Raw genomic sequence first — 20,432 nt, forward strand, 5'->3', positions numbered from 1 at the left:
AGAGAATCGATGTGAAAGTACTAACCGTATTTGGCACCAGGCCGGAGGCCATTAAGATGGCACCTCTGGTTCATGCCCTGGCCAGCGATCCTGATATTGAAGCGAAAGTCTGCGTCACGGCCCAGCACCGTGAGATGCTTGACCAGGTCTTAACGCTCTTTTCCATCGTCCCGGATTACGACCTTAATATTATGAAACCGGGGCAAGGGTTGACGGAGATAACCTGTCGCATACTGCAAGATCTCAAGCCGATCCTGGAGTCATTCAAGCCTGACGTGGTGCTGGTACACGGAGATACCACCACGACCGTGGCGACCAGCCTGGCCGCGTTTTATCAACGTATTCCCGTGGGGCATGTCGAGGCGGGTCTGCGTACCGGCAATCTGTATTCGCCGTGGCCGGAGGAAGCCAACCGCACGCTAACGGGCCACCTGGCGATGTACCACTTTGCGCCAACGGAAAACTCGCGTCAGAACCTGCTGCGTGAAAATATCGCCGATAACAAAATCTTTGTGACCGGCAATACGGTCATCGATGCGTTAATTTGGGTACGTGACCGCGTCCTCGCAAACGACGATCTTAAGAAAGAACTCGCTGCCCGCTATCCCTTCCTGCACAACGGTAAAAAAACCATACTGGTGACGGGCCACCGACGCGAAAGCTTTGGCCGGGGCTTTGAGCAAATCTGTCACGCGCTGGCTGAAATCGCCGCGCAGAACGACGATGTGCAGATTGTCTATCCGGTCCATCTCAATCCTAACGTCAGCGAGCCGGTTAACCGCATCCTGGGTCATGTTGAAAATGTCCTTCTGATTGAACCTCAGGACTACCTGCCGTTTGTCTGGCTGATGAACCATGCCTGGCTGATCCTTACCGATTCCGGCGGCATTCAGGAGGAAGCGCCGTCTCTCGGCAAGCCGGTTCTGGTGATGCGTGAAACCACTGAACGTCCGGAAGCGGTGAAAGCGGGGACGGTGCGTCTGGTTGGCACCAACGCGCAGCTCATTGTCGAAGAGGTCACGCGCCTTCTGCATGACGATGAAACGTATCAGGCGATGAGCCGGGCCCATAATCCTTATGGAGACGGGCAGGCTTGTGGCCGTATTTTGCATGCACTTAAACACAATCAGGTATCGCTATGAGTTTTACTACCCTCTCTGTCATTGGTCTTGGCTACATCGGCTTGCCCACCGCGGCGGCGTTTGCCTCTCGTCAGAAACAGGTTATCGGTGTGGATATCAACGCCCGCGCGGTGGAAACCATTAACCGTGGCGAAATTCATATTGTCGAGCCCGATCTGGATCGTGTAGTGAAAGAGGCGGTGGAGGGCGGCTTCCTGCTCGCCAGTACCACGCCCGTTGAAGCGGATGCCTACCTGATTGCCGTTCCAACGCCCTTTAAAGGCGACCATGAGCCCGACATGGTCTACGTCGAGGCGGCGGCGAAGTCCATTGCCCCTGTGCTGAAGAAAGGGGCGCTGGTGATTCTGGAATCGACCTCTCCCGTCGGCGCTACCGAGCAGATGGCGCAGTGGCTGGCCGACGCGCGCCCTGATTTAAGCTTCCCGCAACAGGCGGGGGAGCAGGCAGATATCAATATCGCCTACTGCCCGGAGCGCGTACTCCCGGGCCAGGTCATGGTCGAACTGATTAAAAACGACCGCGTCATTGGCGGTATGACACCCGTCTGTTCCGAACGCGCCAGCGCGCTGTACAAGATTTTCCTGGAAGGCGAATGCGTGGTGACCAACTCCCGCACTGCCGAGATGTGTAAGCTGACGGAAAACAGCTTCCGCGACGTCAATATCGCCTTTGCGAACGAACTGTCGCTGATCTGCGCCGATCAGGGGATTAACGTATGGGAGTTGATTAGCCTGGCGAACCGCCATCCGCGCGTCAACATTCTCCAGCCAGGCCCGGGCGTGGGTGGACACTGTATCGCCGTCGATCCGTGGTTTATTGTGGCGCAGAACCCAGCGCAGGCGCGCCTGATTCGCACCGCCCGTGAAGTCAATGACAGCAAACCTCACTGGGTGCTCAATCAGGTCAAAACCACGGTAGCGGATTGTCTGGCAGAGAGCGGCAAGCGCGCCAGCGAGCTGAAAATTGCCTGCTTTGGTCTGGCCTTCAAACCGAATATTGACGACCTGCGTGAAAGCCCGGCGATGGAAATTGCTCAGATGATTGCCGAATGGCACAAGGGTGAAACGCTGGTGGTTGAGCCGAATATTCATGAACTGCCGGCAAAACTGGCGGGGCACTGCACGCTGACAGCGCTGGATGAGGCGCTGGCGACGGCGGACGTACTGGTGCTGCTGGTGGATCATAAAGCGTTTAAAGCGACGCCTGGTGATGCGGTGCGTCAGCAGTATGTGGTTGATACCAAAGGCGTCTGGCGTTGAACAGCCTGAACGGGGTACTTGAGCCCCTGCAGTGGGAGAGTGCCTTTTTCGGCCTGCCGTCGGCCATTGTGCGCCTGCGTGATGATGCGCCGGTATTGGCTGAATCAGATTTGAACGCCTGGCAACGGATTCAGGCGAAGATCCCGGCGGACCGTACCGACCTGCTTGACGCGCTCCAGCAACGCGGCTTTCAGCTGGTTGAAGGTGAGGCAGACCTTTCCATAACCCTCACCCGGCACGATGCGCCCGGTGCGGAAATGGCAACCGAGCAGGATATTCCCGTGCTGCGTCAGATGGCGGCTCAGGCGTTTGCGCAGAGTCGCTTTCGTACGCCCTGGTATGCTCCTGACGATAGCGGACGTTTCTATGCCCAGTGGATAGAGAATGCGGTTAAAGGCACCTTTGATCACGTCTGCCTGGTTTTCCGCGCAGGGGACGGTCAACTCCAGGGGTTCGTCTCGCTTCGCAAGCTCAACGCGTGCGAGGCGCGTATTGGCTTATTAGCCGGGCGCGGCATGGGTGAGAAGCTCATGCAGGCGGCGCTGCACTGGGCGCAGCAGCAGCAGGTTGAGACGCTGCGGGTGGCGACCCAGGTGGGCAACACCGCCGCGCTTAAACGTTATATTGCGAGTGGTGCCAACATCGACGCCACCGCCTACTGGTTATACAGGTGACAAGATGATTCCATTTAACGCACCACCCGTCGTCGGAACGGAACTCGACTATATGCAGTCTGCCATGGGCAGCGGCAAACTCTGCGGTGACGGCGGTTATACCCGCCGCTGTCAGCAGTGGATGGAACAGCGTTTTCGCAGCGCCAAAGTGCTCCTGACCCCGTCCTGTACGGCATCGCTGGAAATGGCCGCGCTGCTGCTGGATATCCAGCCCGGCGATGAAGTGATCATGCCGAGCTACACCTTCGTTTCCACGGCGAACGCGTTTGTCCTGCGCGGGGCGAAAATCGTCTTTGTGGATATCCGCCCGGATACCATGAATATTGATGAGACGCTGATTGAAGCGGCGATCACCGACAAAACGCGCGCGATCGTACCGGTTCACTACGCGGGCGTGGCCTGTGAAATGGACACCATCATGGCCATCGCCAAAAAACATAACCTGTTTGTGGTGGAAGATGCCGCCCAGGGCGTGATGTCGACCTACAAGGGACGCGCGCTGGGCACCATCGGCCATATCGGCTGCTTTAGCTTTCACGAAACCAAAAACTACACGGCAGGCGGAGAAGGTGGCGCGACGCTGATTAACGACCGGGCGCTCGTGGAGCGTGCGGAGGTGATCCGCGAAAAAGGCACCAACCGCAGCCAGTTCTTCCGCGGCCAGGTTGACAAATACACCTGGCGCGATATTGGCTCCAGCTATCTGATGGCGGATCTGCAGGCCGCGTACCTGTGGGCGCAGCTGGAAGCCGCGGATCGCATCAACCTGCAGCGCCTCTCCCTGTGGCAAACCTATTACGATGCGCTTGAGCCTCTGGCCAAAGCCGGGCGTATTGAGCTGCCGACTATCCCGGCAGATTGCGTCCACAACGCGCACATGTTCTACATCAAGCTGCGCGATAACGACGACCGGAGCGAGCTTATCGCCTGGCTGAAAGAAGCCGAAATTATGGCGGTGTTCCACTATATTCCGCTGCACTCCAGCCCGGCGGGCGAAGCGTTTGGAACGTTCGCGGGTGAAGACCGTTACACCACCAAAGAAAGTGAGCGGTTGCTTCGTCTGCCTCTGTTCTACAACCTCGCGCCAGTTAACCAGCGTACGGTGATTAATACCCTCCTGAGTTATTTCGGCTGATATGTCTCTGGCAAAAGCATCGGTGTGGACCGCCGCGTCCACGCTTGTAAAAATTGGCGCCGGGCTGCTGGTCGTCAAGCTGCTGGCTGTCTCATTTGGCCCCTCTGGCGTGGGGCTGGCGGGTAATTTCCGCCAGCTTGTCACCGTCCTTGGGGTGCTGGCCGGTGCCGGTATCTTCAACGGCGTGACCAAATACGTTGCGCAGTATCATGATGATGCGGCCCAGCTTCGCAGGGTCGTGGGCACCTCCTCGGCGATGGTCACGGGTTTTTCGACCCTGATGGCGATTATCTTTCTGCTGGCGGCGGCGCCCATCAGCCAGGGATTATTCGGTCACACCCACTATCAGGGGCTGGTGCGTCTGGTCGCATTGGTTCAGATGGGGATTGCCTGGGCTAACCTGCTGCTGGCGCTGATGAAAGGGTTTCGTGATGCGGCCGGAAACGCGATTGCGTTAATCCTGGGCAGCGTTATCGGCGTGATTGCCTATTATTTCTGCTATCGCCTGGGGGGCTACGAAGGCGCACTGCTGGGGCTGGCGCTGGTTCCGGCGCTGGTGGTTGTGCCTGCGGCATTTATGCTGATGCGTCGGGGCGTCATCCCCCTGAGCTACCTCAAACCGCAATGGGACACGCTGCTTGCCAGCCAGCTGGGTAAATTTACCCTGATGGCGCTCATCACCTCCGTCACGCTGCCGGTGGCCTACGTGATGATGCGTAACCTGCTGGCGGCGCATTATAGCTGGGATGAAGTGGGGATCTGGCAGGGCGTAAGCAGTATTTCCGACGCTTATCTCCAGTTTATTACGGCTTCCTTTAGCGTTTATTTGCTGCCAACCTTATCGCGTTTGACCTCCAGACAGGATATTACGCGTGAGATTTTCCGGTCGCTGCGCTTTGTATTGCCGGCGGTTGCGGCTGCCAGCTTTACCGTCTGGCTATTGCGCGATGTCGCCATCTGGCTGCTGTTTTCGGCGAAATTCATCGCCATGCGCGATCTCTTTGCCTGGCAGCTGGTGGGTGATGTACTGAAAGTGGGGGCTTACGTTTTCGGCTATCTGGTGATAGCAAAAGCCTCCCTGCGGCTGTATATCCTGGCGGAAATTAGCCAGTTTGCATTACTGACCTCGTTCTCGCACTGGCTGATACCCGCGCACGGCGCGCTGGGGGCGGCTCAGGCCTACATGGCAACCTATATCGTTTATTTCGCCGCCTGTTGCGGTGTATTTTTATTGTGGCGTAAACGCGCATGACTGCACTGATTCACATCCTGGGATCGGATATCCCACACCATAACCAGACCGTTTTGCGGTTCTTCAACGACGAGCTGGCATCGGGGGATCCTGATGCGCGTGAGTTTATGGTTGCAGGTCAGGATAAGGGCCTGAGCGAGGCATTTCCGGCGCTGACGATTCGCTTCTGGCCAGATAAGGCCACGCTGGCAAAGGCGGTCGTTGCCAGGGCGAAAGCCGACCGCGAGCAACGATTCTTCTTCCACGGGCAGTTTAACACCGGCCTGTGGCTGGCGCTTCTCAGCGGAGGGATTAAACCCTCCCAGTGCAGCTGGCATATCTGGGGAGCCGATCTTTATGAAGTCTCCCGCGGCTGGAAATTCCGTCTTTTCTATCCATTGCGCCGCATGGCGCAGGGGCGCGTGGGCTGCGTTTTTGCTACCCGCGGCGATCTCAACTATTTTGCTAAACAGCACCCCAACGTGCGCGGCGAGTTGCTTTATTTCCCCACCCGCATGGATCCGGCGCTGAACGCCATGGCCAATGACACTGTGCGTGAAGGCAAGCTGACGATCCTGGTGGGGAATTCCGGCGATCGCAGTAACGAACATGTCGCGGCGCTCAGGGCGGTGCATCAGCAGTTTGGCGACACGGTGAACGTGGTGGTGCCGATGGGCTATCCCGCCAACAACGACGCTTATATTGACGAGGTTCGCCAGCAGGGACTGGCGCTGTTTAGCGCAGAAAATCTGCACATCCTCAGCGATAAGCTGGAATTTGAGGAATATCTCGCGCTGCTGAGAAAATGCGATCTCGGCTATTTCATCTTTGCCCGACAGCAGGGAATTGGCACACTGTGTCTGCTGATTCAGGCGGGGGTACCGTGCGTGCTCAACCGCGACAACCCGTTCTGGCAGGACATGGCCGAGCAGCATATTCCGGTGCTGTTTACCTCAGACACGCTGAACGTCGAGGTGGTACGTGAAGCTCAACGTCAGCTCACGCTGGTGGATAAAAACAGCATCGATTTTTTCAGCCCGAATTACCTCACGCCGTGGCACCGCGCGCTGCGTATCGCTTCAGGAGACAAAGCATGAGTCAGTTGCAATTCAGCGGCTTACTGGTTGTCTGGCTTCTGAGCGCCCTGTTTATCGCCACGCTCACCTGGTTTGAATTCCGCCGGGTGCGCTTCAACTTTAACGTCTTCTTCTCGTTACTGTTCCTGCTGACGTTCTTTTTCGGCTTCCCGCTCACCAGCATTCTGGTTTTCCGTTTTGACGTGAGCGTCGCGCCGCCGGACATTCTGCTCCAGGCGCTTCTGGCGGCGACCTGCTTCTATGCGGTCTACTACGTCACCTATAAAACGCGTCTGCGTTCAGCGCAGACAGCTGCCCCGCGTCGGGCGCTCTTTACCATGAATAGGGTGGAAACCCACCTGACATGGGTGATGCTGATGACCATCGCCCTGGTCAGCGTCGGCATCTTCTTCATGCATAACGGCTTCCTGCTGTTTAAGCTCCACTCCTACAGCCAGATTTTTTCGGCCGAGGTTTCGGGCGTGGCGCTTAAGCGTTTCTTCTACTTCTTCATCCCGGCGATGCTGGTGATCTTCTTCCTGCGCCAGGACAGCAAAGCGTGGCTGTTCTTCCTGGTCAGTACCGTCGCGTTTGGCATCCTGACCTACATGATTGTGGGCGGCACGCGCGCGAACATTATCATCGCCTTCGCCATCTTCCTGTTTATCGGCATCATCCGCGGCTGGATCTCGCTGTGGATGCTGGTTGCGGCAGGCGTGTTTGGCATCGTGGGGATGTTCTGGCTGGCGCTGAAGCGGTACGGAATGAACGTGGCGGGTGATGAGGCGTTTTATACGTTCCTCTACCTCACGCGCGATACGTTCTCGCCGTGGGAAAACCTGGCATTGCTGCTGCAAAACTACGACAAGATTGATTTCCAGGGGCTGGCGCCGATTGTTCGCGACTTCTACGTCTTTATCCCTTCCTGGCTATGGCCGGACCGCCCTGGTGTGGTGCTCAATACCGCGAACTATTTTACCTGGGAAGTGCTGAACAACCATTCCGGTCTGGCAATTTCACCCACGCTGATCGGTTCCCTGGTAGTGATGGGTGGGGCGTGGTTCATCCTGCCCGGGGCGGTTGCCGTGGGGCTGATTATCAAGTGGTTCGACTGGCTTTACGTGCGTGGCAACGAAGAGACCAACCGCTATAAAGCGGCCATTTTGCACAGTTTCTGCTTTGGTGCCATTTTCAATATGATCGTTCTGGCGCGCGAAGGGCTGGACTCGTTCGTTTCGCGCGTAGTGTTCTTCATGGTTGTTTTCGGCGTCTGCCTGTTACTGGCCAAACTGTTGTACTGGCTGTTTGACAGCGCCGGGCTTGTGCACAAGCGCGAGCGGCAGGGCAGCACAACGCTGTCGCAAGTCTGAGTAAGGATAGTAATGACTGATAGAATTTCTGCACCGCGCTATGCGCTACGTGGCCTGCAGCTTATTGGCTGGCGCGACATGCAGCACGCGCTGGACTTTCTGTTCGCCGACGGCCAGATGAAATCCGGTACGCTGGTGGCCATCAACGCGGAAAAAATGCTGGCGGTTGAGGATAACGCGGAAGTCAAAAGCCTGATTGAAGCGGCCGAATTTAAATACGCGGACGGGATCAGCGTGGTCCGCTCTATCCGTAAAAAGTATCCTGACGCTAATGTTTCCCGCGTGGCGGGGGCCGATCTCTGGGAGCAGCTTATGGCCCGCGCAGGCGCGCAGGGTACGCCCGTGTTCCTGATTGGCGGAAAGCCGGAGATACTGGCCCAGACGGAGGAGAAACTGCGTCGTCAATGGAATGTTAATATTGTCGGCATCCAGGATGGTTACTTCAAACCGGAAGATCGGCAGACGCTGTTTGAGCGCGTTCGTGACAGCGGGGCAAAGATTGTCACCGTGGCGATGGGGTCCCCGCGCCAGGAGATTTTGATGCGTGACTGCCGCCTGGTCTGCCCGGATGCCCTCTACATGGGCGTCGGCGGCACGTACGACGTCTTTACCGGCCACGTTAAGCGTGCGCCAACCGTCTGGCAATATCTTGGGCTGGAGTGGCTGTATCGTCTGCTATCGCAACCGACACGCATTAAACGACAGATCCGTCTGCTTCGCTACCTCGTCTGGCATTACACCGGAAAAATGTAATCAAAATGTAGCGCGATATGCTATTCGCGCTGCAACTCGCCTGCAAAACTGCTGATAATCTGTGCAATGCATTCATTTTTTTAATGCATCGTTTGCCATTTGGCAGATTTTAAGAAACCATTCGCACCGTATTTTAGTCCCCCTAAAAAACAATATCCGGTCTTAAGCCGGGAAACAGCAAACACAATCGAGGATCTATGGCAGAGAAAAAACCGGAGCTGCAGCGTGGGCTGGAAGCTCGTCATATTGAACTGATAGCGCTGGGCGGCACTATCGGCGTGGGCCTGTTTATGGGCTCCGCAAGCACGCTCAAGTGGGCAGGCCCTTCCGTATTACTGGCGTACATTATCGCCGGGCTGTTTGTTTTCTTCATCATGCGTTCCATGGGCGAAATGCTCTTCCTGGAGCCGGTAACCGGCTCTTTCGCCGTTTACGCGCATCGTTATATGAGCCCGTTCTTCGGCTACCTGACGGCCTGGTCATACTGGTTTATGTGGATGGCGGTGGGCATCTCAGAAATCACCGCGATAGGGGTCTACGTCCAGTTCTGGTTCCCGGATATGGCTCAGTGGATACCCGCGCTCATTGCCGTGGGGCTGGTGGCGCTGGCAAACCTGGCCGCCGTGCGTCTTTACGGTGAGATCGAGTTCTGGTTTGCGATGATCAAAGTCACCACCATCATCGTGATGATTGTCGTCGGCCTGGGCGTGATTTTCTTCGGCTTTGGCAACGGTGGACATGCTATCGGCTTTGGTAACCTGACCGAAAACGGCGGCTTCTTTGCCGGCGGCTGGAAGGGCTTCCTGACGGCGCTGTGTATCGTTGTAGCGTCGTACCAGGGCGTAGAGCTGATCGGTATTACCGCCGGTGAAGCGAAAAATCCACAGGTCACGCTGCGTAGCGCGGTGGGCAAAGTGCTGTGGCGCATCCTGATTTTCTATGTGGGCGCCATCTTCGTTATCGTGACCATCTTCCCGTGGAACGAAATAGGCTCGACGGGCAGCCCGTTTGTTTTAACCTTCGCCAAAATTGGTATCACGGCGGCGGCGGGCATCATCAACTTTGTGGTCCTGACGGCCGCGTTGTCAGGCTGTAACAGTGGGATGTACAGCTGTGGGCGTATGCTCTATGCGCTCTCGAAGAATAACCAGCTGCCTGCGGCAATGAGTAAAGTTTCACGTGCCGGGGTGCCGGTGGCGGGCGTGGCGGTCTCCATTGCAATCCTGCTGATTGGATCTTGCCTGAATTACATCATTCCTAATCCGCAGCGGGTGTTCGTTTACGTCTACAGCGCCAGCGTCCTTCCGGGCATGGTGCCGTGGTTTGTTATCCTCATCAGCCAGCTGCGTTTCCGTCATGCGCATAAAAAGGCGATTGAAAGCCATCCGTTCCGTTCAATTCTGTTCCCCTATGCGAACTATTTGACGATGGCGTTCCTGATTTGCGTATTAATCGGAATGTACTTTAATGAAGATACCCGCATGTCGCTGTTTGTCGGGGTGATCTTCCTGGCCGCCGTGACGGCTGCCTATAAGCTTTTTGGCCTGGGTCGCCGTGCCACCACGCAGAAAGTGGAGGAATAAGCGGCAAAATGTGCAAACCATAACCAAACGCGCATTTTTTTCAAAAAAGCACTAGACAGCGGGGACGGAGGTACGTAATATCCAGCCCCGCAACGGCGCTAAGCGCCCGTAGCTCAGCTGGATAGAGCGCTGCCCTCCGGAGGCAGAGGTCTCAGGTTCGAATCCTGTCGGGCGCGCCATTTTAGTCCCGGCGCTAGAGCTGCGGTGGTCTGAGAAGTAGTCAGTACCGCGTGAAAGAATACAGTGGTGGCTATAGCTCAGTTGGTAGAGCCCTGGATTGTGATTCCAGTTGTCGTGGGTTCGAATCCCATTAGCCACCCCATTATTGAAAGAGTTGTGAATTGCGAAGGTGGCGGAATTGGTAGACGCGCTAGCTTCAGGTGTTAGTGTCCTTAGGATGTGGGGGTTCGAGTCCCCCCCCTCGCACCACGACTTTTTAAATGAATTGAACTAAAAATTCAAAAAAGCAGTACATCGGCGAGTAGCGCAGCTTGGTAGCGCAACTGGTTTGGGACCAGTGGGTCGGAGGTTCGAATCCTCTCTCGCCGACCAATTTTGAACCCCGCTTCGGCGGGGTTTTTTGTTTTCTGACATTTTCATCCCTGTAGTGATTCCCCGACAGCGTCCGGTTTCATTGTCGCGATTCAGCGACATACAATCCATTGAAAATAAAAGAATTACTCATACTTCCATTTTGCTGTCTCCTCCTGGCGACAGAATTCTGTCCTTACCGATACATTGTGGGGCTTAAGACGGCGCTTAACAGCATAATTTCCTTTTATCTTAAAATGTTGCGTCATGTAAATGTTTTGGGTGCGAACCTGGCACGTTACGTGCAATAATATGCGTGTAGATGCTCATTCCATCTCTTATGTTCGCCTTCGTGCCTCATAAACTCCGGAATGACGCAGAGCCATTTACGGTGCTTATCGTCCACTGACAGATGTCGCTTCGGCCTCATCAGACACCATGGACATAACGTTGAGTGAAGCACCAAATATGTTGTCTTACAGACCTGTTTTAACGCCTGCTTTTATAGCAGGCGTTTTTTTATGCCTTATTCCTGATACCGACGTACGATCAGGGCAACCAGCACCAGGGCCGCTGACGAGACGGCATAGAGTGCCGTTACTGAGCCAAACCCGGCAGCCACTGCCGCAGCGATGCCGGTGAAAAGAGAGGCGCTGAGCGTTTGCCAGCGCCAGGCTTTCCCACTGGCTGAAGCGGTTTGCGTGAGATGAAAACTACTGAGTACCCCAAACGTCCCGGCTGCGAAGAGAATATTCGAGGCCAGATGTGCGATAAAAATCGCCCCCAGTGCACATGCCATCCATCTGGACAACAACGGTAGCGTTCCATAAGCGGCCAGAAAGATGCCGAGACAAACGATGATGCGCGGCGTGTGAGCGGCAAAGCGCGTCAGGCTCTCTTTCTTTAGCAGCATAGGACCGCAAAGCTGACCCATGCTTCTTGCGAAAAGCAGCGGCAGAGCAAGGCCCGCGGCATCCTGAGGATGGATTTGCTGTGCCAGCGCCGGAAGCAGCGCTATAGCCGGTGAGCCGACGGCCGCCAGCGACGGCAGAAGGAGCAGACTGCGTTTCTGCCGAACGGTCAACGTCCGCCAGCGTAATGCCGCAGGGGCTTCCTCTTCCCCGGAGGACGGGAGTGATGGCGCAGAAAACCGGCGTCCAGCCAGCCATAGCATGAGCAGTGACCCGAGAAAGCTGGCGGCATCAATGGCCAGCAGGGTAAACACGGACGTCTTCTGGAACAGTACCACGCCCAGGCCAGTCCCTAACAATACCTGCGAAGCAAAAATCACATTTTCCAGACAGGTCGCAGCAGGCAGCTCTGCTTCGCTAAGTCCGCGCTTAAAGAGCAACGTCAGCGCGGGCCAGCTCATCCCGCTGAGCAGCGCTTCTGTGGATTGTACGGCGAGTAATGCGGCAACGCTGTGATAACCCACACCAAGCAGGGGAAAGAGCAGGGCGAGCAGGCCCAGCCCTTCGGTCAGTATCAGCAGGGATATCGGAGACCAGCGTGAGCATAGCTTTTCGCCGATCGTACTGCCGATAAATCCCGGTACCGTCGCGAAAAGAAAAGCAAGGGTGAGCAGAGCGGGCGGAGCTGACCATGCTAACAGCAAGCCGAAGACCACAACCTGGGTTAAGCCATTCCCCAGCGAAGAAAAGATAAAAGCACAGGCAAGCAGGCGCAGCCAGCGGTGGCAACGCAGCGCTTCAATAAGCGTATATAAAAGCGAGTTCATGACGATTTCCTTTCAAAAACGATTTAGTCCACGCTGCAGCAAGTGCGCGTGTATGAAAAAAAGTTAATGAAAAGACATCGTTACATTGGCGGGTTCGTTTGCAGATGCGGGTGTAAAGAATGTAGCAGGAGAAAGGCGATAAAAAAAGGAGGCCATCTGGCCTCCTGATGAATTACTGCTGCGTACCGTTATTTTGCAGCGTCAGCAATAGCCCATCACGGCGCATGGCGGCCGCCTCTTCCGGCTTATGCTGCTTGTCCAGCGTATCGGCAAGCCATGCGTAGTCGAAGGCATCCGGACGCTGCTTGAGCGCGGCGCGGAAGGCGAGGCTCGCCTCCTGCCATTCGCCGTGCTTCATCAACGACTGACCGAGCGTGCTCCATAGCAGCGGGCGATCGCCAACGGTTTTAATCTGCTGGCGCAGCACTTTTTCGATTTGCTCAGGATTGTTGGTTTTCAGGCGCGGGATCACCATCACCAGGCGATCGTCGTACTGGCGCTTCAGACCGTCGAGGAGGATCTCCTGAGCTGTGTCGTGATCGTCACACTCGATGAGATGTTCTGCCATCGCCACCTGCAGAGGAACCTGCTGGCGTGTTTTACGGCTCTGATTCTTCCACCAGGTTTTCAGACCGTCGCTGCCCAGGTCAGCGCGCGCCTGATCCATCAGGCCTATCCACGCCAGACGTTGAAGCTCGTCACGATGTTCATCGTCGCCCACCTCGGCCTTCGCCATCGATGGAATGATGTCCAGCAGTGAGCCCCAGGCGCCGGTACGAATATAGGCCTGCTCGGCAAGACGCAGCACTTCCGGATGACGCGGCGCGACTTCCAGCAGACGGTCGATACCGTGGCGAGCCGCGTGATTCTCATTGCGTGCCAGCTGCAGACGAACGCGCGTGATTTCCACCGGAATCGGGTCGCCGTGAGCCAGCTCAGCCGCTCGCTCCAGGTGCTGATTAGCGCGGGCTTCGTCACCGCGCTGCTGCGCTGCTTCGGCCGCCAGCAGATAGTTCACCACCGGCTGTTCGGCGTGGTCGGCGTTTTTCGACATCAGCTTTTCAACCTGCTGATAATCACCCTCTGCGAGCTTAAGCAGCGCCTGCTCGGTCTGTTTACGGGCGCGGCGGCGCTTACGGCCAACGAACCAGCCGCGGGTATGGGCACCGGTACGGAAAATACGGCGCAGGATCCACTCGATCGCAAACAGCACCACCACGCCGAGGATCAGAATGATCGTCAGACCCGTTACGCTGGTTTCAATGTTGTAGTTATCGGTCTGGATCAGGACGTAACCCTGATGACCCGCAAGCATAGGCCCCAGGACGATCCCGGCGATCAGCAGGATGAAGAGTAAGAGGACTTTTAGCATCATTACTCTCCCTGCGGTGCGCTTTCAGGCGCAGGAGTCGTAGCTGGAGCCGCTCCGCTCGTCTGCTCAGCCGGAACGCCCGGTTGTGCCAGCAGGTTACGTACGCGCGTCTGCATCAATTTCTCCAGAATCGGCTGGCTGGCCAGCTTATCCGGCACGTTCATGGTGATGTTCTGCTGGCTGAGCTTATCAATGTCTTCGAGGAAGGCGGTGGTCGTCGCATCATCGGTGTTGTAGTAGGCGCGTACCCACGTTGAGACGTTATCCAGCGCCTGTTTGTAGGTCTCTTCCTGATGACGCGGCACGGCCTGGGCAGCGACCAGCAGGCGGGAACGAATGTTCTCGCGCAGATAGATGTCCTGGTTCGGTGCGAGCAGCGGTACGGCAGTTTCGTCACGACGGCGGACAGTGATAAAGCTGTCCATAAAGTTCTGCCAGCTTTTTTGCAGGTTAATGCGCCATTCGCTCAGGGAGCTCGAAAGCTCGGTACCGTCGGAATCCATCGGGGAGTCGTCGTCGTTATTATCCGCCAGCTGCAGGTTATCAATCTGATTCGACAGCTGATTCACTTTAAGGATAATGCCGTCGTAATCCACCTGCGAGACGGCGGAGAGGCTGGCGATGTCTTCGGTAATCGCGCGACGGGCGGTAATAAGGCTTGGGTCGTTCATGTCCGCCAGGCTTGCATCGGCGCTTTTCAGCAGCGCGGCAGCGGTGGTGACGTCCTGATCGCTCCAGAGCTTACGTCCGGCGAGCTTCACCAGGAAGTCAGCCTGCGAGAGCAGCCAGGTTTTGGCATCGGTGCCGGAAATGGTGGCGACTTTCTGCTGTACTTCACCCAGCTGTTTGGTCAGCTCTTCCTGTTTGCTGTTCGCTTCGGCGAGCGCCGCGGCCTGCTGCTTAATCACGGCTTCCAGCTCGGTTTTCTGCGTCTCCTGCTCTTTTTGCAGGGCCGTGAGCTGATTCACCAGCGCGTCGCTGGTGGACGTCTGGTTAGCGCTCTGTTGCTTCACCAGCCCGTACAGGCCAACCCCCGCTGCCAGCGCAATGGCGATGGCAAGCGCGCTCAGCGTGAGGCTTGTTTTGTTGCTGCCGTTTTTCTTCTCAGCGGTTTTCTCAGTCGTCTCTGGCTGTGGCGTCGTCTCCACAGTCTCCCTGGTCTCTTCAACCACGGCGGAGGATTTGTCGTGTTCCGTCATTATGGCTTCCCATTTGAGAGTTATTGTAATGCGCGCAGCAGCGCATCGTTGTCGGCGTTATCAGCGATCCGAATATCCTGCCAGCCCAGTTCCCGGGCCTGGTTCGCCAGACGCTCACTGACGACCAGAAGCCGACAGCGGAGTAACCAGTTTTCGCGATACCAAAGCGGTATCAGCGCCCAAAGCTGTTGTAACATTTCACCGCTGGTCACCACCAGCGTATTGATGCCTCGCGCGTGCCAGCGCATCGCCTCTTCCGCACCGTCGTAGTGTTTTGCACAGCGCTGATAGCACTCAACGAACGTCACGTTCGCACCACGTTCACGCAGCGTTTCGCCCAGCAGCTCGCGGCCCCCATTGCCGCGCAAAATGAGCGCACGCTTGCCGGCAACAGTTTGTAATTCAGGTAATTGTAGCAAGACTTCACTGATTTCCCGATCTAACGGGTAACGAACGTCCGCGCTGCTCACGGTATGCAGTGCCAGTGCCGTTGTACGGCCAATCGCGAAATAGCGGGGGGCGGTTGGCCAGGCCTGTCCCTGCTGCTGCAGCTGTGCGTGGGCAAATTCCACGGCATGCTGCGACAGCGCAAACAGCAGGTCACCGTCCTGAAGGGTATTCATCTGGTCGGCGAGCGCAGAGAGCTCGCGACCGGGGGAGAATTCAATGAGCGGAAAACTCCAGGCCACCTGCCCCAGTGTGCGCAGACGGCTCACTAACTGCTCTCCTGCGGGAGAAGGGCGGGTGACGAGAATACTCATGCAGGGGGTTCTCCGTTGTAAACGTCAGCCAGAATCTCGCGGGCGCCGTTATCCAGCAATTCTTCCGCCAGCGACACGCCAAGCTGCTCGGCATCTTGCGCTTTTCCGCGACGTTCGCCGCGCACCATCTGCGAACCGTCCGGGGCGCCTACCAGCGCGCGCAGCCACAGTTCGCCATTCGTCAATTCAGCATAGCTGCCAATCGGAACCTGGCACCCGCCTTCGAGGCGGGTATTCATCGCCCGCTCCGCTTTTACGCGGGTAGCGGTTTCGTCATGATTCAGTGGAGCAAGCAGCGCGCGGGTACGCGCATCGTCCAGGCGGCACTCGATGCCGACAGCACCCTGGCCAACAGCCGGCAGCGACAGCTCTGGCGGCAGCGCCACGCGAATACGTTCCTCCAGCCCCAGACGCTTCAGGCCGGCAACGGCGAGAATAATGGCATCGTAATCGCCGTTATCCAGCTTGCCCAGACGCGTGCCGACGTTACCGCGCAGCGAGCGAATGAGCAGATCGGGACGACGCTCCGCCAACTGACACTGACGGCGTAAACTGGACGTGCCAACCACGCTACCCGCTGGCAGCGCGTCGAGCGAGTCATAGCGGTTAGAGACAAACGCATCGCGCGGATCTTCGCGCTCGCAGATGGTCACCAGCCCCAGCCCCTCCGGGAACTCGACGGGCACGTCTTTCATCGAATGTACGGCGATATCGGCGCGGTTCTCAAGCAATGCCAGTTCCAGTTCTTTGACGAACAGGCCTTTGCCGCCCACTTTCGCCAGCGGCGTATCGAGGATCACGTCACCGCGCGTGACCATCGGCACCAGCTCGACGCGCAATCCGCTGTGGCAGGCTTCCAGGCGCTGCTTCACATAATGTGCCTGCCAGAGCGCGAGAGGGCTTTGGCGTGTGGCAATTCTCAAAACATTGTCTAACATGCTTGTTACCGTCATTATCAATCGCTAACCATCCTAACATTGTTGACTCTGGGATGGCAGTTTTACGGTTGATGAAGCGTGAGAGGGACAAGGCGGCGTATTCGTCAGCCATAGCCGTATTCAGGAATTTACACGTACAGAACGGTGCTACACTTGTATGTAGCGCATCTTTCTTTACGGTCAATCGGCAAGGTGTTAAATTGATCACGTTTTAGACCATTTTTTCGTCGGTACCACCAAAAATGATAAGGGCGAAAAAGGGTAACGGTTATCTTTTTGAAATACTGCGGGTCCGCTGTTACTCGTGTTTTGAATAGCTGCGACACCCGGAAACATCAGGCGATACGTCTTGTACCTCTATATTGAGACTCTGAAACAGAGACTGGATGCCATAAATCAACTGCGTGTGGATCGCGCGCTTGCTGCTATGGGCCCTGCTTTCCAGCAGGTATACAGTCTGCTGCCGACATTATTGCACTATCACCACCCGCTGATGCCTGGCTACCTTGATGGTAACGTTCCCCAGGGCATTTGCCTTTTCACGCCTGATGAAACCCAACAGCATTATTTGAACGAGCTGGAACTCTACCGCGGCATGCCGCCGCAGGAGTCCCCAAAAGGTGAACTGCCGATTACCGGCGTTTACTCAATGGGGAGCACCTCATCGGTAGGGCAAAGCTGTTCTTCGGACCTGGACATCTGGGTCTGCCATCAGTCCTGGCTCGATAACGAAGAGCGCCAGCTGCTGCAGCGTAAATGCAGCCTGCTGGAGAGCTGGGCGGCATCGCTCGGTGTGGAAGTGAGCTTCTTCCTGATTGATGAAAACCGTTTCCGCCATAACGAAAGCGGCAGTCTGGGTGGTGAGGACTGCGGCTCGACCCAGCACATCCTGTTGCTGGATGAATTCTACCGTACTGCTGTGCGTCTGGCCGGGAAGCGTATTCTGTGGAATATGGTCCCGTGTGAAGAGGAAGAGCATTACGACGATTACGTCATGTCGCTTTACGCGCAGGGCGTACTGACGCCAAACGAATGGCTGGACCTCGGCGGTCTCAGCTCTCTGTCTGCGGAAGAGTACTTCGGCGCAAGCCTCTGGCAGCTCTATAAGAGTATCGACTCGCCGTACAAAGCGGTGCTCAAAACGCTGCTGCTTGAAGCCTATTCCTGGGAATACCCGACGCCGCGCCTGCTGGCGAAAGACATCAAGCAGCGACTGCACGACGGGGAAATCGTCTCCTTCGGGCTCGACGCCTACTGCATGATGCTGGAACGCGTGACCGAATACCTGAAAGCCATTGATGACACCACGCGTCTTGACCTGGTGCGTCGATGTTTCTATCTCAAAGTCTGTGAGAAGTTGAGCCGCGAGCGCGCCTGCGTGGGCTGGCGTCGTGAAGTGGTCAGTCAGTTAGTCAAAGAGTGGGGATGGGACGAAGCGCGTCTGTCCATGCTCGACAACCGGGCCAACTGGAAAATCGATCAGGTGCGTGAAGCGCACAACGAACTGCTCGATGCGATGATGCAAAGCTACCGTAACCTGATCCGCTTTGCGCGCCGTAACAATCTCAGCGTTTCCGCCAGTCCGCAGGACATTGGGGTGTTGACCCGTAAGCTGTACGCCGCGTTTGAAGCGCTGCCGGGTAAAGTCACGCTGGTTAACCCGCAGATTTCGCCTGACCTGTCAGAACCGAACCTGACCTTTATCTATGTGCCGCCGGGCCGCGCGAACCGCACCGGGTGGTATCTGTATAACCGTGCGCCAAGCATGGATTCCATCATCAGCCATCAGCCGCTGGAATATAACCGCTATCTGAACAAGCTGGTGGCCTGGGCCTGGTTTAACGGCCTGCTGACCTCGCGTACGCGCCTGTTTATCAAAGGCAACGAGGTGGTCGATCTCGCTAAACTGCAGGAGATGGTCGCGGATGTGTCGCACCACTTCCCGCTGCGTCTGCCTGCGCCGACGCCAAAAGCGCTCTACAGCCCGTGCGAGATTCGCCATCTGGCGATCATCGTCAACCTGGAATATGACCCGACGGCGGCCTTCCGCAATCAGGTGGTTCATTTTGACTTCCGCAAGCTGGACGTCTTTAGCTTTGGCGAGCAGCAAAACTGCCTGGTCGGCAGCGTGGACCTGCTCTACCGCAACTCGTGGAACGAAGTGCGTACCCTGCACTTCAACGGCGAGCAGGCGATGATCGAGGCGCTGAAAACCATTCTCGGCAAGATGCACCAGGATGCCGCGCCGCCGGACAGCGTGGAAGTGTTCTGCTACAGCCAGCACCTGCGTGGATTGATTCGTACCCGCGTGCAGCAGCTGGTCTCGGAATGTATCGAACTGCGTCTCTCCAGTACCCGTCAGGAAACCGGGCGCTTTAAGGCGCTGCGCGTCTCCGGTCAGACCTGGGGCCTGTTCTTTGAACGCCTCAACGTGTCGGTACAGAAGCTGGAAAACGCCATCGAATTCTACGGCGCGATTTCGCATAACAAGCTGCATGGCCTGTCGGTGCAGGTGGAAACCAACCACGTTAAGCTTCCGCAGGTGGTGGACGGCTTTGCCAGTGAAGGGATTATTCAGTTCTTCTTTGAAGAGTCGGGTGATAACGCCGGGTTTAACATCTACATTCTGGATGAGACCAACCGCGCCGAGGTGTATCACCACTGTGAAGGCAGTAAAGAGGAGCTGGTGCGCGACGTCAGCCGCTTCTACTCCTCTTCGCATGACCGCTTTACCTACGGCTCAAGCTTTATCAACTTTAACCTGCCGCAGTTCTACCAGATTGTGAACGTCGACGGTCGTACGCAGGTGATTCCGTTCCGCACCCAGGCCGTCACGCCTGCCGCACCTGCCAATCAGGACACCGCGCCGCTGTTGCAGCAGTATTTCTCCTGAGCCTTTTCGCCGGGTGGCGCTTACGCTTACCCGGCCTACGGTTCGAGCCGTTGCAGGCCCGGTAAGGCGTAGCCGCCACCGGGCGACAAAACTACCTGAAACTCACCGCCTCACCCGCTTGTGCAGTCGCGGCCTGTTCCAGCAGATCCCAGAACGGTACGCCGCTGCGGTCGCAAACCCATTCCCCGTCTTTCAGATCGAAATGATAGCCGCCCTGTTTAGCGGCCAGCCAGACCTGGTGAAGCGGCTCCTGGCGGTTAATAATAATTTTGCTGCCATTTTCGAAGCTCAGGGTCAGGATACCGCCGTTGATTTCACAATCGATATCGCTGTCGCCGTCCCAGTCGTCAATACGCTCTTCGATGGTCATCCACAGGTTGTCGGCAAGGCGATGGAATTCACTGTCGTTCATGGTTTTGTTCCTGTTTTTCGTGATGCCGGCAGTATAACCCTAAATAATTCCCGTTGCAGGAAAGCGGCAAACTCTTGCTTTTGTGTCTTCTCCTGCGATGATAGAAACAGATTTGAACTTACGGGCAACTTTATAATGAAAAACGCTTTCCGAACGCTTGCCGTTCTCATCACGCTGTTTAGCCTGACTGGCTGCGGACTGAAGGGACCACTGTACTTTCCGCCTGCGGATAAAACCGCACCGCCGCCGACGAAACCGGTTAACAGCGGCATTGAGTCTTCCACGCCAAACACTAACGACCGTGGCGACAACGGCGGCCCGACTCAGGTTAATCTCTGACGACAACGTTCTGTACCCGCGCAATG

General features: G+C 56.6%; 17 protein-coding genes and 4 tRNA genes. 15 read left to right on the plus strand and 6 right to left on the minus strand.

The features are described from left to right. Positions 1 to 11: 11 nt before the first annotated feature. The 13 genes from wecB to F3J31_RS22515 all read left to right on the plus strand — a co-directional run bounded on the left by wecB (position 12) and on the right by F3J31_RS22515 (position 10,775). Positions 12 to 1,142, plus strand: coding sequence for a UDP-N-acetylglucosamine 2-epimerase (non-hydrolyzing) (gene wecB, locus F3J31_RS22455; protein WP_063622987.1), 1,131 nt, complete (start codon positions 12 to 14; stop codon positions 1,140 to 1,142). Then, complete coding sequence (gene wecC, locus F3J31_RS22460) at positions 1,139 to 2,401, plus strand: UDP-N-acetyl-D-mannosamine dehydrogenase (RefSeq protein ID WP_167215622.1); 1,263 nt, start codon at positions 1,139 to 1,141, stop codon at positions 2,399 to 2,401. Before wecB ends, wecC begins: the two co-directional genes overlap by 4 nt. Continuing rightward, positions 2,398 to 3,075, plus strand: coding sequence for a dTDP-4-amino-4,6-dideoxy-D-galactose acyltransferase (gene rffC / locus F3J31_RS22465; protein WP_048226915.1), 678 nt, complete (start codon positions 2,398 to 2,400; stop codon positions 3,073 to 3,075). Before wecC ends, rffC begins: the two co-directional genes overlap by 4 nt. A gap of 4 nt (positions 3,076 to 3,079) precedes the next feature. After that, complete coding sequence (rffA, locus tag F3J31_RS22470) at positions 3,080 to 4,210, plus strand: dTDP-4-amino-4,6-dideoxygalactose transaminase (RefSeq protein WP_048226913.1); 1,131 nt, start codon at positions 3,080 to 3,082, stop codon at positions 4,208 to 4,210. 1 nt (position 4,211) lies between these two features. Then, complete coding sequence (wzxE, locus tag F3J31_RS22475) at positions 4,212 to 5,462, plus strand: lipid III flippase WzxE (protein ID WP_167215625.1); 1,251 nt, start codon at positions 4,212 to 4,214, stop codon at positions 5,460 to 5,462. Continuing rightward, positions 5,459 to 6,538 carry a TDP-N-acetylfucosamine:lipid II N-acetylfucosaminyltransferase gene (locus tag F3J31_RS22480; RefSeq protein ID WP_167215628.1) on the plus strand — a complete coding sequence of 360 codons (1,080 nt, stop codon included), beginning with the start codon at positions 5,459 to 5,461 and terminating at the stop codon, positions 6,536 to 6,538. Before wzxE ends, F3J31_RS22480 begins: the two co-directional genes overlap by 4 nt. Continuing rightward, complete coding sequence (wzyE, locus tag F3J31_RS22485; protein ID WP_048030792.1) at positions 6,535 to 7,887, plus strand: ECA oligosaccharide polymerase; 1,353 nt, start codon at positions 6,535 to 6,537, stop codon at positions 7,885 to 7,887. The genes F3J31_RS22480 and wzyE overlap by 4 nt, the downstream gene beginning before the upstream one ends. Positions 7,888 to 7,899: 12 nt before the next feature. After that, the gene (gene wecG, locus F3J31_RS22490) at positions 7,900 to 8,640 is read left to right on the plus strand and encodes a lipopolysaccharide N-acetylmannosaminouronosyltransferase (protein WP_167215631.1); all 741 of its coding nucleotides are present in this window, start codon (positions 7,900 to 7,902) and stop codon (positions 8,638 to 8,640) included. A gap of 197 nt (positions 8,641 to 8,837) precedes the next feature. Continuing rightward, complete coding sequence (locus tag F3J31_RS22495) at positions 8,838 to 10,223, plus strand: amino acid permease (protein ID WP_045909233.1); 1,386 nt, start codon at positions 8,838 to 8,840, stop codon at positions 10,221 to 10,223. A gap of 102 nt (positions 10,224 to 10,325) precedes the next feature. After that, a tRNA-Arg gene (locus F3J31_RS22500) sits at positions 10,326 to 10,402 on the plus strand. 67 nt (positions 10,403 to 10,469) lie between these two features. Then, positions 10,470 to 10,545, plus strand: a tRNA-His gene (locus tag F3J31_RS22505). A 21-nt stretch (positions 10,546 to 10,566) separates the two neighbouring features. Continuing rightward, positions 10,567 to 10,652: transfer RNA gene (locus F3J31_RS22510), tRNA-Leu, on the plus strand. A 46-nt stretch (positions 10,653 to 10,698) separates the two neighbouring features. Continuing rightward, positions 10,699 to 10,775, plus strand: a tRNA-Pro gene (locus F3J31_RS22515). 505 nt (positions 10,776 to 11,280) lie between these two features. Here F3J31_RS22515 and F3J31_RS22520 read toward each other — a convergent pair. The 5 genes from F3J31_RS22520 to hemC form a co-directional block, all read right to left on the minus strand. Beyond that, positions 11,281 to 12,492: an MFS transporter gene (locus F3J31_RS22520; protein ID WP_167215634.1), complete on the minus strand. Its 1,212-nt coding sequence runs from the start codon at positions 12,490 to 12,492 to the stop codon at positions 11,281 to 11,283. Between the two features lie 172 nt (positions 12,493 to 12,664). After that, complete coding sequence (gene hemY, locus F3J31_RS22525) at positions 12,665 to 13,864, minus strand: protoheme IX biogenesis protein HemY (protein ID WP_008501551.1); 1,200 nt, start codon at positions 13,862 to 13,864, stop codon at positions 12,665 to 12,667. A gap of 2 nt (positions 13,865 to 13,866) precedes the next feature. Then, the gene (gene hemX, locus F3J31_RS22530) at positions 13,867 to 15,063 is read right to left on the minus strand and encodes a uroporphyrinogen-III C-methyltransferase (protein WP_167215637.1); all 1,197 of its coding nucleotides are present in this window, start codon (positions 15,061 to 15,063) and stop codon (positions 13,867 to 13,869) included. Positions 15,064 to 15,083: 20 nt separating this feature from the next. Next, the gene (hemD, locus tag F3J31_RS22535) at positions 15,084 to 15,824 is read right to left on the minus strand and encodes a uroporphyrinogen-III synthase (RefSeq protein ID WP_167215640.1); all 741 of its coding nucleotides are present in this window, start codon (positions 15,822 to 15,824) and stop codon (positions 15,084 to 15,086) included. Next, positions 15,821 to 16,762, minus strand: coding sequence for a hydroxymethylbilane synthase (gene hemC / locus F3J31_RS22540; protein WP_048030786.1), 942 nt, complete (start codon positions 16,760 to 16,762; stop codon positions 15,821 to 15,823). The genes hemD and hemC overlap by 4 nt, the downstream gene beginning before the upstream one ends. Positions 16,763 to 17,111: 349 nt before the next feature. On the opposite strand from hemC, the gene cyaA reads away from it, so the two are divergent. Further along, positions 17,112 to 19,655, plus strand: coding sequence for a class I adenylate cyclase (gene cyaA / locus F3J31_RS22545; RefSeq protein WP_045909229.1), 2,544 nt, complete (start codon positions 17,112 to 17,114; stop codon positions 19,653 to 19,655). 91 nt (positions 19,656 to 19,746) lie between these two features. On the opposite strand, the gene cyaY is transcribed toward cyaA, so the two are convergent. After that, positions 19,747 to 20,067: an iron donor protein CyaY gene (cyaY, locus tag F3J31_RS22550; protein ID WP_045909228.1), complete on the minus strand. Its 321-nt coding sequence runs from the start codon at positions 20,065 to 20,067 to the stop codon at positions 19,747 to 19,749. A 135-nt stretch (positions 20,068 to 20,202) separates the two neighbouring features. On the opposite strand from cyaY, the gene F3J31_RS22555 reads away from it, so the two are divergent. Beyond that, complete coding sequence (locus F3J31_RS22555) at positions 20,203 to 20,406, plus strand: lipoprotein (protein WP_032646076.1); 204 nt, start codon at positions 20,203 to 20,205, stop codon at positions 20,404 to 20,406. Positions 20,407 to 20,432 lie beyond the last annotated feature (26 nt).

The organism is Enterobacter sp. Acro-832 (assembly GCF_011752745.1).
GTDB classification, from domain to species: Bacteria; Pseudomonadota; Gammaproteobacteria; order Enterobacterales; family Enterobacteriaceae; genus Enterobacter; species Enterobacter quasiroggenkampii.